The following is a 12,457-nucleotide window of genomic DNA, read 5'->3' on the forward strand; positions in this document are numbered from 1 at the left end:
AGCGGTACGACCCGTCCAAGAGGCGGGCGCGCTGTGCGCCGGTGACAAGCCGGGATCCGGAAGCTGAGTTCTCATCAGCACTCCCTGAGAGCGGTCGGGCCTCCGCCCTAGCGTCCGTGGCATGGACATGAATCGTATGAGCAGAGGGAAGTGGCGCGGTGCCGTGCTGGCGGTGCTGCTGACCGCCGGGACACTCACGGCCGCCGCCCCGGGCGCCCGCGCCGAGGGTGCGCGCACCGAGACGCCCGTGAAGTCGACGTCGCCCGTGACCGGAGTGACGGAGTCGATGGTGCGGGTGAAGGTGCCGTTGCCGGAGTCCGCCGGGCCTCGTCCGGCGGCGTGCGACTGGCTGTCGTACCTGCGCTACCGCTCCGCCGACGGGCCGGCCGCGTCGGCCGACGCCGACCGGATCCTCATCGCCCAGCCCGGCATCCTGGAAGGGGCCGGGGCGTTCGACAGCGTCGCCCGCAACACCGTCGAGCGCGCCGCCGAGCAGGGGCTGCACATCGAGTTCTGGGCGCTGGACCGGCGCTCCAACTGCCTGGAGGACCGCACCGGCATCGCCTCCGGCGACCAGCACACCGCGGTCGACTACTACTACCGCGGCAAGCAGGTCGGCGGCCGGACCTTCGGCGGCTACGCCGGCAACGCACAGCTGGGCTGGATGGCGAAGCTCGGGATCGAGCAGACCGTACGCGACCAGTACGACCTGCTCACCGCCGAGTTGCCCTCCCAGGCGCAGCGCAAGCAGAAGGTGCTGTGCGGCGGGCACTCGCTGGGCGGTGTGATCACCGGGTACTTCGCCGCGGCCGACTTCGACGGCAACCGCGCCACCACGGCGGACGCCGGGTACAACCAGTGCGCCGGCTACTTCGCCCTCGACACGACCGTCTCCACCTCACTGGCCGACCTCAGCGGAAGCCTCCCGGACGACACCAACCTGCCGGACATCGGCCTCGGGTACGGCGTCGTGCAGGCCGGGCTGGACACCGGGGTGCTGCCACGCACGCTGTCCGCGCCGGTGCTGCTCAACCCCGAGACCATGACCCTGCTCGGCATCGCCGGTCTCGGTGCCCTCAACGACCTGGAGGGCGAGGCCGACCTGCCCCGCTACCTGCCCTCGGGGCTCAACATCGAGGCAACCAACCGTTTCCTGTTCGCCAAGGACACCGCCGCCTTCCTCACCGGTACGCCCTCGGTGAAGGACTTCCGGCTCACCAACGGGGCCGTGCTCGGGGCGCTGCTGGACGACAACTCCGTGCCGCTGGCCTTCCTGCAGACCAGCGTGGGCTTCTTCGACGGCGGACCGATCGCCGACAAGAGCTTCCCCGCCGCCAACGGCGGTGACGGGCAACCCGGGCTGTACGGCACCGCGTACAAGGCCATCCCGGACCGGCCGCAGGGCCCGCTCTACACCTGGCGCAACTACGACCGCGTCGGCGACCCGGACGACCCCGGCTACCGCTCCGCCGACGGCACCCCGTTCACCGGCGCCGGCGAGGAGGTCACCGATGTGCGACAGCTGGCCCGGAGCCTGGCCGAGCAGCCGTTGGACTTCACCGAGCAGTACTTCCCGACCAAACTGATCACGGACATCCAGCTGGCCACGTCCCCGCAGGTGAAGAAGCTCGTCGTGCACCCCGACGGGCTCAAGGCCAACCCCGTGCTCACCGTGCTCGCCGGTGAGGGACTGCTGGCCGGCCGGGTCCCGGCCGAGCTGCATCCGGTGGTCGCCGACGGCTACCAGCACCTCGACGTCCTGACCGCCGCGGCCGTGCAGAACAACGGCCGGCCGGAGCCCGTCTCCACCAGCCTCGCCGGCTTCGCGCGGTCACCGCGCTAGCCCTTGCCGGTACGCACGCCCGGGGCCCGGGAGGATCTCCTCCCGGGCCCCTTCGTGTGACGTGGGCTCAGAGCCTGCCCGCGGCGAACGTGGCCGCCTCCTCGGCGTCGTCCCGGTAGCCCAGGTGTGCCCCGACGTCGCCCCCGCCGTTCTCGCAGACGGGGTCGCCCTTGGCGCAGAGGTCGAGCGTGCGGCTCTGGTAGGTGCCGGTGACGCTCTTGCCGAGCGCCCGGATCGGGTTGCCGAACAGCAGCACCGCGGCGACCTTCGGCTCCACCGCCGCGGGCAGCGTGGCCACGATGGGGCTGCCGACCACCGCGCCGGCGCTGCTGATGCCGATCGAGTTGTCGACGACGTTCGCGCCCTGCGAATAGCCGACGAGAACGAACTTCTGACTCGGACAGGCGGCGGCCTGGCTCTTCACATGGTTCACCAGATCCAGATTGCCCTGTGCCGCGGACGTGGGGGAGAGGTCGGCGGGGTAGTTCACCTTGTAGCTGGAGAGGTTTTTGCCCGCTGCTTTCTTCTGCAGCGCGGAAAACACCGGGTCGCCGACGATGAAGCCGAGCGTGCCCGGCTCGAAGGTGCCGCGGGCCGCGACGACCTCGACGTCCGAGCAGGCCGCGGCCATGGCCGGGGGAGCCGAGAGGGTGGCAAGTCCGGCCCCGCCGGCCAGCGAGAGCGCCGCGAGACACATACGGATACGCATGGGGGATCCTCCGCGTGGGAGGCGCGTGAAGCGCCTGCGAAAAAGGACGCCCCGAACGTATGGGCTTTCTCTCGGCTGCTGTTATGGACGGGATTATGGAAACCCCGCAGGTTTTTGTCGCGGATTGAGTACGCCGCCTGAATGCAGTCAGTCAGTTCTGTCGCGTGTGCAGTGATTCCGCGCGCAACGCGAGAATGAGGTCGAGGCGGGCCTCCGGGTCGTGCAGGGCATCGCCGAAGAGCTTCTCGAGCTGGCGCAGGCGGTAGCGGACCGTCTGCGGGTGGATGTGCAGCCGTGCGGCGACGTCCGGCACGTTGCTGCCGCTGAGCAGCCAGGCCAGCAGGGTCTCGGCGAGCCGGTCGCGCTGCCCCGCCGAGACCGTCTCGAGGGGCGCGAGGACCCGGGCCCGCAGGCGCTCCAGCAGCGGCTCGTCGCCGTGCAGGAGCAGCGTCGACAGATGCTCGGAGCAGCGCACCACGCCCTGGCGGGGGAGCACCCCACGGCCCATCAGCCCGAGCGCCCGGGTGGCCAGGCGCAGCGACTGCGCGGCCTCGGTGACCGCGACGGTCGGGCCGATCGCGGCGGGCCGGCCGCGCAGCGCGAGCGTGAACGCCCGGCCGCCGGTGCCGCCCGCGCCCTCCGGGTCGGGCACCAGCATGCGCGGCGGGCGGGACCCCATGTCCACCAGCGCCCCCGCCGCCGCCAGCGGCCGGTCCTCCTCCCGCCGGTCCGGCGCCGCCGCGAGCGCCACGACGGCGACCGTCCGGGGCACCGGCCAGCGCGCGCTGTGCGCCAGGTCCTGTACGGCCTCCAGCGCCACCGGCCCGTCCTCCAGGAGCAGGTCGAGCAGGCGCTTGCGGCGCCGCTCCAGCTCGTCGGAGCTGCGCAGCTGGGCCTCGGCGTACCCGGACGCGGCCGCTTGGGCGACCTCGTGCACGGTCCGGAACGCCAGCTCCCCCAGCGCGGCCACGGCCGTGGAGTCGAGCCCGAGTTCCTCCGCCGTACGGCCCATCAGCCGCCAGGCGCGCAGGCCGCCGACCCGGAGCGCGGACTGCAGCGCGTCCAGGCTGCGGCCCTCCAGGGCCTCGCCCCGCCCCAGTTCGTAGTACGTCGCCGCGATCGCGCCCCCGTCGTCGCGCGGGTCGGCGATGTGGTCGACGAACAGGGTCAGCGCCTGCACCACCCCGGACCGCAGGTTCTGGCGGTAGATCCCGTCGGCGGGCCGGGCGTACTCGGGGACCTGGCGGCGGACCTCCTCCTCCACCTCGTCGGCGACGGCGGGCAGATTGGCGCGCAGCAGCTCCGCGAGCTCGGGCGGGACCTGCGGCAGCGGGGTGGGGTGGTCCGGCATGCCGTGTGGGGTGGGCACAGCCATCACGGACCCTCCTTTCGACCGGAAGCGGCTCACCCGCGGGCTGATGCCTGTGGGACGAGTGGGCAGTCCTGCGTAGGACGGACGACCCCTCCGCTCCGTTCCGTGCCCCGACGGCACCTCCGTCACTCGGGCACACCCAGTGCACGGGCGAGGATAGGCCACGAGGCCGTGAACTCCGGCTTCCAATGCGCCCAGTCGTGCCCGCCTCCTCCGTAGAAGTGCGTGGTGGCCGGGATCCCCATGAGGGCCAGCGTGCGGGCGAAACCCTGGGCCGAGGGCCACAGGGCGCTCTCCAGGATCCCGGGCAACGGATCGCCACCGTTGCCCACCCCGCTGCCCTGCGACACGTACAGGGCCGTGCCGCGCAGCCCGGTGGCGCGGGCTCGCGGGTTGAAGTCCCGCCAGGTCAGGAGGTTGAACACCGGATTGCCCCACAGGGACGCGGCGGGCAGGTTCTCGCGGGCCACGATCGCGTCCATGATGGCGGGAACACCGGGGGCCGTGGTGTCGAGGATGCCGCTGTAGGAGGCCGCCGCGGTGAACGCGCCGGGATGACGGGCCGCGTGGGCCATCGCCCCGTAGCCGCCGGTGGACACCCCGGCGACCGCCCGTACTCCGGAGGCCCGGTAGTCCCGGGCGAGCAGTGCCGGAACCTCCTTCATCTGGAACGTCTCGTAGTCGGGGCCGCCGCGCCAGGCGCTCGGGATGCCGGTGGGACCCGCGTCCGGCATCGCCACGATCAGGTCGCGGCCCGCGGTGAACGCCTCGATGTCCGTCTCGCGGGTCCAGGACGTGTAGTCGTCGTGGGCGCCGTGCAGCAGGTACAGGACCGGGTACTTCTTCTCCGGGCGCGCACCGAAGTCCGACGGCAGGATCAGGCGGACCGGCGCGCTGCGGCCGAGCGCCGCGGAGGGCACGGACACGTCCAGCGTGCGCGGACCGAGCCGGGTGGCCGCCCGGGCAGTGGCCGTGCCGGTCGCGGCGCCGAACAGAGCGGCGAGACCGGCGGCGGCCGTCGCTCTGGCGACGGTGCGCCGGGACACTCCGGCGGCGGGCTTCTGCGGCAGGTGGGGCATGACGGCTCCTCGGGTTCCATGTTCAGGGGACCGGCTCGGCGAGCAGGCGGCTCAGGTGGGTGGCGATATCGTCGACGTGCGGCGGATCGAGCAGCGACAGATGGTGACCGGGCACCGGCACCACCTGCAGACGTGGGCACACCTCGTCCCAGCCCAGCGCCGGGTCGTCCCGCTCGTACGCGGGGTCGTGCACGGTGTGCGGCGCGGGTTCGGTGGCCCGGTAGAGGACCACCGGCCCGTCGTAGCCGCCGGGCCGGTGCGACTCGCCGATGCCCATGTCCAGGTAGGAGGACCGCTGGTGCTCCAGCGCCGCGGGCGGCACGTCGGCGGCCTCGCGCAGGGCCCGCAGTACGGCGTCGATACGGGCCGCGTCGTCGTCCATGGCCACGAGCTCGTCGTACGGCAGCTCCAGCCGCACGCCGTAGGCGTCGGCGACATGGCGGGCGAAGCCCTCGAAGTGTGCCCGGATCCGGTCGGTCCGCGTCAGTTCCGGGCGGGGGAGGGGCCGTACGGAGTCGATGAGCACGACCAGCCGTACATCCCGCCCGGCGGCGGTCAGTTGCCGTGCGGTCTCCTGGGCGACGAAGCCGCCGAAGGACCAACCGCCCAGCAGACAGGGCCCGTCGGGGTGGGTGGCGTTGATCGCCTCGGCGTAGCGGCGCGCCTTCTCGGGCACCGTCCCGGCCTCCTCGATCCGCTCCAGCCCGTACACCGGCTGGTCGTCGCCGAGGCGTTCGGTGAGCGTCCGGTAGACGCCGACCGGGCCGCCGGCGGCATGGACGAGGAACAGCGGGGGCCGCGAGCCGGTGGCGCGCAGAGGCCGCACCGGGGAGTCGTCGCGCGGGAGGGCGCGCTCGATGCGGGTGGCGGCGTCCTCGACGGTGACGGCGGCGAACAGGGCGCGCAGAGGCAGTTCGATACCGAACTCGCGCTCCACCGCCGTGCGGACGCGGACGGCCATCAGCGAGTCCAGTCCCAGGTCGGCCCACGCGGTGCCCGGGGTGATGCGGGCGGGGGAGTGGCCGGTGACGGCGGCTATGTGGTGGGTCAGGCGGGCCAGGACCGAAGAGGGTTCCGGCACCTCGGTGCGGGGTCGCTCCGGCTCGGGCTCGGTGCGCGCCCGTCCGTCCGTCCACCAGTGCCGTACGTGCCGCCACCGGGGCAGCGGCAGGTCGATGACCCGCCCCGGCGGCACCGGCAGTCGCTGCCCCGCGGTGTACAGGGCGCCCAGTTGCCCGGCGAACGCCTCCGACCCGTCGGCGTCCCGGCGCAGCGTGGCCAGGGCGAGGGAGCCGGGCACGGTGTCGGCGACGGCCCCCGTCAGTACCGGGTGGGGGGAGATCTCGGCGAAGGCCGTACGGCCGTCTGCCGCGGCGGCTGCGAGCGCCCGGTCCAGCCGCACGGGCCGGCGCAGGTTGGCCGCCCAGTGCGCGGCGTCGAAGAGGCAGTCTCCGCGCGGATCGTCGAGGACCGTGGAGTAGACCGGGACCCGCGGCCGCCGTCCCCGGATGCCGGACAGCGCGTCCACCAGCTCCGGCAACAGCGCGTCCACCTGCGGCGAGTGCCCGGCGCCGACGACCCGCATGGCCCTCGCAGCCCGGCCCTGCCCCTCCAGCCGCCGTACGAGACCGGCCACCGCCGCCTCCTCACCCGTGACGACCTTCTGCCGGGGAGAGGAGTGCACGGCGACATGCACCTCCGGGAAGTCCCGCTCCAGTGAGTCCAGTTCGGCGTCGTCCAGATCCACCACGGCCATCGCGCCGCCCCGCAGGCCGCTCAGCAGCCGGGCCCGTACGGCGATGACACGCGCCCCGTCCGCCACGTCCAGCGCGCCCGCGCACACGGCCGCCGCCACCTCGCCCATCGAGTGGCCGATCACGCCGGCGGGCTCGACACCGTAGGAACGCCACAGCTCGGCGAGCGCCAACTGAAAGCCGAACAACACCGGTTGGGCGACCTCCAGTCGGTCGAGGCCGTCACCCGAGGACAGGTGGTCGTACAGGGACAGGCCGCACTCCGGGGCGAGTTGCGGGTCGAGCTTCTCGACGGCGGCGGCGAACGCGGGTTCCTCGGCCAGCAGTCGACGCCCCATGCCGGGCCACTGGCTGCCGTAGCCGGAGAAGACCCACACCGTGCCGCGGCCCACGCGGTCGCGGTCGGCGGTCGTCACCCGTGCGTCGGGCCGCCCGGCCGCCAACGCGTCCAGGGCGTCGGCCAGTTCGGCCCGATCGTGGGCGACCACAGCCGCGCGCACGGGACCCCGGCCCGTGCGCCCGGCCAGGGTCCGGGCCACGTCGGCGGGGTGCGCGGGGCTGTCGCGCAGGCGGCCGGCGAGCCTGCCCGCCGTGTCGCGCAGACGCTCGGTGTCGAGGTCGGAGAGCAGGTGCAGGCGGGCGGCCGGTTCCTCGGCCGGTCGCACCGGGACCAGGCCGGGCGGTGCTTCCTCCAGCACCACATGGGCGTTGGTGCCGCCGAAGCCGAACCCGGAGACCCCCGCGAGGGCGGTGCCGCCGTAACGGGGCCAGGGCTCGGGCTCGGTCACCACCCGCAGCCGGGGATCGGTGAGAGAACTGCCCCGCTCGCAGTGCAGGGACGGCGGAATGCCGTCGTGGTGCAGGGCCAGCACCGTCTTCACCAGGCCCGCGACGCCCGCTGCGGACTCCAGATGGCCGAGGTTGCCCTTGGCGGACCCCAGCAGCAGCGGCTGGTCGGGGTCCCGGCCCGCGCCCAGCACCGCGCCGAGGGCGCCCGCCTCGATCGGGTCGCCCAACGGGGTGCCGGTGCCGTGCGCCTCCACATAGTCGACGTGCCGCGCGGCGAGCCCGGCCTGCGCGTACGCCCGCTCCAGCAACGCCTGCTGGGCGGCCGGGTTGGGCGCCATGAGGCCGTTCGAGCGGCCGTCGGAGTTGACGGCGGTGGCGCGGATGACGGCCAGCACCCGGTCGCCGTCCCGCTCGGCGTCGGACAGCCGCTTGAGGATCACGGCCGCGCAGCCCTCGCCGCGCCCGATGCCGTCGGCCGCCGAAGAGAACGGCTTGCAGCGTCCGTCCGGGGCGAGGGCGCCCGCCCGTCGGAACGCGACGGTGACGGCCGGTGACAGCAGCAGGTTGACCCCGGCCGCGATCGCCGTGTCGCTCTCGCCCGTGCGCAGGCTGACGCAGGCGTGGTGCACGGCGACCAGCGAGGAGGAGCAGGCCGTGTCGACGGCCAGACTCGGCCCCCGGGTGTCCAGGACGTAGGCGAGCCGGCCGGCGGCGACGCTGAGAGCGCCCCCGGCCGGCGCCCAGGGATCGACGGCGGCCGGTTCGGCGCCTGTGAGCTGCCCGTACTCCGGCGCCGAGATGCCGACGAACACGCCGGTTGCGGTGCCCGCCAGGGACCCGGCCGGCACCGCGGCATGGTCGAGCGCCTCGTGGACGACCTCCAGCAGGATCCGCTGCTGGGGGTCCATCACCGCGGCCTCGCGCGGGGTGATGCGGAAGAAGTCCGCGTCGAAGCCGGCGATGTCGTCGAGATAGCCGCCGTACGGGTGGGCGTCGGCCGGCGGGAACGCGGTGAAGTCGCGCCAGCGGTCCTCCGGGACGCGCCGGATCGCGTCGACACCCTCGCCGAGCAGCCGCCAGTAGCCGTCCGGGCCGTGCACCCCGCCGGGCAGGCGGCAGCCGACCCCGACGACCGCGACCGGCTCGGCCGTCCCGCCCGGCATCGCGGCACGTGGCACCGGTGCCACCTCGGCTCCCGGGCCCCCCGCACCGCACAGCCGCGCCACCAGGGCCTGGCCGGTGGGCGCCTCCCACAGCAGCGTCGTCGGCAGCTCCCGGCCCGTGGCGCGGGACAGCTCACCGGCCAGGGCGACGGCATCGCGCGAGGCCATGCCGAGGTCCGTGAGCGGCCGGTCCATCGGGACGTCCTGCGGGGACGTACCGTTCCAGGCGGCCACCCGCTCCGCGATCAGCCGGCGCAGCGCGGCCTCGTCGACAGGCCTCATCCCGCGGCACCCGCCCGGGCCTGCCCGTCGTAGGCACCCTCCAGATACCGGGCGCGGGTCAGCGCCCGCGACACCTTGCCGCTGGAGGTACGGGGCACCGTGCCGGGCGGCACCACGACGACATCGGCCAGCCGCAGCCCGTGCCGGGCGGAGACGGCGCCGCGCACGGCACGCACCACGGCCGGTACGTCCAGCTCGGCGAGCCGAGCGGTCCTCGCGTGCTCCGCCACGACGACCGCACACTCGCCACCGGCGCCACCCGGCACGGCGAAGGCGGCGAGCCGGTCCCGGCGCACTGCCTCGTGCGCCTCCTGGGCCGTCGCCTCGACGTCCTGCGGGTAGTGGTTGCGCCCGTCGACGATGATCAGGTCCTTCAGCCGTCCCGTGACGACCAGCTGCCCCTCCAGCACCGTCCCCAGATCACCCGTGCGCAGCCAGCGGCCCGGACCGGCCGCGGCGTCCGCGAACTCCGCGCCGAACACCTCCTGCGAGTCCCGGTTCCAGTAGCCGCGGCCCACGTTCGGCCCCTGCACCCAGATCTCCCCGACCTCACCCTCCGACAACAGGGCCCGTGACACCGGGTCGGCGACCCGGACCCGCTGACCCGCCGGCGTGCCACAGCCCGCCAACAGCACCGCCCCGGGATCGTCGGGCCGGGCGGGCAGTGCCTTTCCGGCCGCCAGGGCGTCGCGGTCGAGCGCGAACCGGCTGAGCGGCTCACCCGGCCGGGCCGCGCACACGAACACCGTGGCCTCGGCCAGCCCGTACGACGGGCAGTGCGTCCCGGGCGCCAGGCCCTGACCCGCGAACGCCGCGTGGAAACGGTCGGCCGTGCCCGGGCGGACCGGCTCACTGCCGTTGATCAGCGCGGTCACCTTGTCCAGCCGCAGACCCTCCCTCTGCTCGGCGGTGACGGTCGCGACGCAGTAGTCGTAGGCGAAGTTGGGGGCGGCACTCACGGCGTTCGGATGCGCGGCGAGCAGCCGCAGCCAGCGCACCGGCTCGTGCAGGAACGCCGCCGGGTCCATCAGCACCGACAGCGCCCCGCGTGCCACCGGGGCCGCGACGCTGAGCACCAGCCCCATGTCGTGGTACAGCGGCAGCCAGCCCACACTGGTCATCGGGCGGGTGTCGAGGCCGTAGGCGGCCAGGGCCTGGCGGGCGTTGGCGACGACGTTGCCGTGGCTGATCTCCACACCGGCCGGGGCGCGGGTCGAACCGGACGTGTACTGGAGGTAGGCGGGTGCCTCGGCGTCCAGGGCGACCGGTTGCCATTCCTGGCCCTCGTCGTCGGGCACCCCGTCCGCGACGACGATCCGCGGGCCGCCGGACCCGAGGAAGTCCCGCACCTCCGCCCGGGTCCGGCTCGTGGTCACCACCACCGACGGACGTGCGTCGGCGAGGACGCCCGCGAGCCGGTCGGCGTGCCCGGGCAGGCCCGGCGTGTACAGCGGCACGGCGACCAGCCCGGCGGACAGGGCCGCGAGGAACGCGGCCACGTACTCCGTACCCTGCGGACACAGCAGCGCGACCCGCTCCCCGGGCCCGGCCTCACCGGCGAGGCGTGCGGCGAGCGCCCGCACCCGCACGTCCAGGCGGCGCCAGGTCAGGGTGCGGTGCACGCCGCGCGAGTGCTGTGCCGGGTGCTCGACAAAGGTGAAGACCCGGCGGTCGGGGGTGGTCTCGGCCCAGTGCCGTACGTACTCCGGCAGTGTGGGGCACGCGGGCGCGAGCGGGGGGCGGCGGCTGTCCATCAGGCGGGGCTCCTCACGGCGCGGATCGGCCTATGGGTCGTGAAAGGGGGGAGGGAAGGGGGTGGCTAGAGGGGGATGTTGCCGTGCCGGCGTTCCGGCATCGGGGCGCGTTTGCCACGCAGCGCGCGCAGGGCGCGGCAGATCTGCTCCCGGGTCTCGCGCGGCGCGATCACGGCGTCGACATAGCCGCGCTCGGCGGCGAGGTACGGGGTGCCGTGAGTGCGTTCGTACGCGGAGAGGAGGCGGGCGCGCAGCGCCTCCGGGTCGTCGGACGCGGCGAGTTCGCGCCGGTGCAGGACGCCCACGGCCCCCTCGGCGCCCATGACGGCGATCCGTGCGGTGGGCCAGGCGAGGTTGACGTCGGCGCCCAGGTGCTTGGAGCCCATCACCGCGTAGCCGCCGCCGTACGCCTTGCGCACCACGACCGTGACCTTGGGGACGGTGGCCTCGGCGTAGGCGTACAGCAGTTTCGCGCCGCGCCGGATGATCCCGGCCTGCTCCTGCCGCACCCCGGACAGATACCCGGGCACATCGGCGAAGGTCAGCAGCGGGATGCCGAACGCGTCGCAGAACCGCACGAACCTGGCGGCCTTCTCGGACGCGTCGATGTCGAGGACCCCGGCGGCGTGCAGTGGCTGGTTGGCGACGACGCCCACCGAGCGGCCCTCGACGCGGGCCAGGGCACAGATGATGTTCGGCGCGAACAGCTCCTGCACCGACAGCAGTTCACCGTCGTCGACGACCGCGTGCAGGATGTCCCGCATGTCGTAGGCCTCGCCGAGCCGGTCCGGGACGACCTCGTCGAGCCCGGCCCCGGACGGGGCGTGCCCGGGGGCGTACTCCGGAGGCCGTTCCAGGTTGTTGGCCGGCAGGTACGACAGCAGGTCCCGCACCGTGTCGAGGGCGTCCTCCTCGTCGGCGGCCAGGAAGTGGGCATTGCCGTTGACGGTGTTGCTGGTGCGGGCGCCGCCCAGCTCCTCGGCGGTGGTGCGCTCGCCCGTGACCGTCTCGATGACGTCGGGACCCGTGACGAACATGTGCGAGGCGCCGTCCACCATCACCGTGAAGTCGGTGATCGCCGGCGAGTACGCGGCGCCGCCCGCGCACGGGCCCAGGACGACGGAGATCTGCGGGATCACCCCGGACGCCTTGACGTTGCGCCGGACCAGTTCGGCGTAGAGGGCGAGGGCGGCGACACCCTCCTGGATCCGGGCCCCGCCGGAGTCGTTCAGGCCGATCACCGGGCAGCCCGTCTTCAGGGCGAGCTCCATCAGGGCGACGGTCTTCTCACCGAAGGCCTCGCCCATGCTGCCGCCGAAGACCGTGGAGTCCTGCGCGAACACGCACACCGGGCGGCCGTCGACCGTGCCGTACCCGGTGACCACGCCGTCGCCGTAGGGGCGGCGGGCGTCGTGCTCCGCGGGCCGGGCCCGGACGAACAGACCGGTCTCGGTGAAGGAGTCCTTGTCCACGAGCCGCTCGATCCGCTCCCGGGCCGAGAACTCCCCGCGTCTGCGTGGCCCGCCCGGGGCCACCGCCCGCTCCCGGCGGTGCTCCAGGCCGGCGACGCGCTCCGCGGTGCTCCCGGGCGTCTGCGTGGCCGTCTCCCTCGGACCGGATGCTGTCACCTCTGTGCTCACTACCACCTCCGAAGTGGTCCTCGAATATGGCAGCGGGGCGGGGGAGTGCCGTACGGATCGCCGGTCTGTGTG

The 12,457-nt window shown here is 74.0% G+C and carries 7 protein-coding genes; 1 reads left to right on the forward strand and 6 read right to left on the reverse strand.

The window, feature by feature from the left end:
• Positions 1 to 121 precede the first annotated feature (121 nt).
• The gene (locus AB0G20_RS19665) at positions 122 to 1,843 is read left to right on the forward strand and encodes a hypothetical protein (RefSeq protein ID WP_361303925.1); all 1,722 of its coding nucleotides are present in this window, start codon (positions 122 to 124) and stop codon (positions 1,841 to 1,843) included.
• A 67-nt stretch (positions 1,844 to 1,910) separates the two neighbouring features.
• Here the strand turns inward: AB0G20_RS19665 and AB0G20_RS19670 are convergent, their stop codons facing one another.
• From AB0G20_RS19670 to AB0G20_RS19695, 6 genes are all read right to left on the reverse strand, one after another.
• Positions 1,911 to 2,552 carry a cutinase family protein gene (locus tag AB0G20_RS19670; protein ID WP_361303928.1) on the reverse strand — a complete coding sequence of 214 codons (642 nt, stop codon included), beginning with the start codon at positions 2,550 to 2,552 and terminating at the stop codon, positions 1,911 to 1,913.
• 151 nt (positions 2,553 to 2,703) lie between these two features.
• Positions 2,704 to 3,927: a helix-turn-helix domain-containing protein gene (locus AB0G20_RS19675; RefSeq protein WP_361303931.1), complete on the reverse strand. Its 1,224-nt coding sequence runs from the start codon at positions 3,925 to 3,927 to the stop codon at positions 2,704 to 2,706.
• 122 nt (positions 3,928 to 4,049) lie between these two features.
• Positions 4,050 to 5,003 (reverse strand): alpha/beta hydrolase family protein, encoded by a 954-nt coding sequence (locus tag AB0G20_RS19680; RefSeq protein WP_306932938.1) that lies wholly within the window; start codon positions 5,001 to 5,003, stop codon positions 4,050 to 4,052.
• A 22-nt stretch (positions 5,004 to 5,025) separates the two neighbouring features.
• Positions 5,026 to 8,991, reverse strand: coding sequence for a type I polyketide synthase (locus AB0G20_RS19685; RefSeq protein ID WP_361303935.1), 3,966 nt, complete (start codon positions 8,989 to 8,991; stop codon positions 5,026 to 5,028).
• Positions 8,988 to 10,745: a fatty acyl-AMP ligase gene (locus AB0G20_RS19690; RefSeq protein ID WP_361303938.1), complete on the reverse strand. Its 1,758-nt coding sequence runs from the start codon at positions 10,743 to 10,745 to the stop codon at positions 8,988 to 8,990. The genes AB0G20_RS19685 and AB0G20_RS19690 overlap by 4 nt, the downstream gene beginning before the upstream one ends.
• A 65-nt stretch (positions 10,746 to 10,810) precedes the next feature.
• Positions 10,811 to 12,373, reverse strand: coding sequence for an acyl-CoA carboxylase subunit beta (locus AB0G20_RS19695; protein ID WP_361303941.1), 1,563 nt, complete (start codon positions 12,371 to 12,373; stop codon positions 10,811 to 10,813).
• Between the last annotated feature and the right edge of the window lie 84 nt (positions 12,374 to 12,457).

This window comes from Streptomyces sp. NPDC024017 (assembly GCF_040638895.1).
GTDB lineage: Bacteria > Actinomycetota > Actinomycetes > Streptomycetales > Streptomycetaceae > Streptomyces.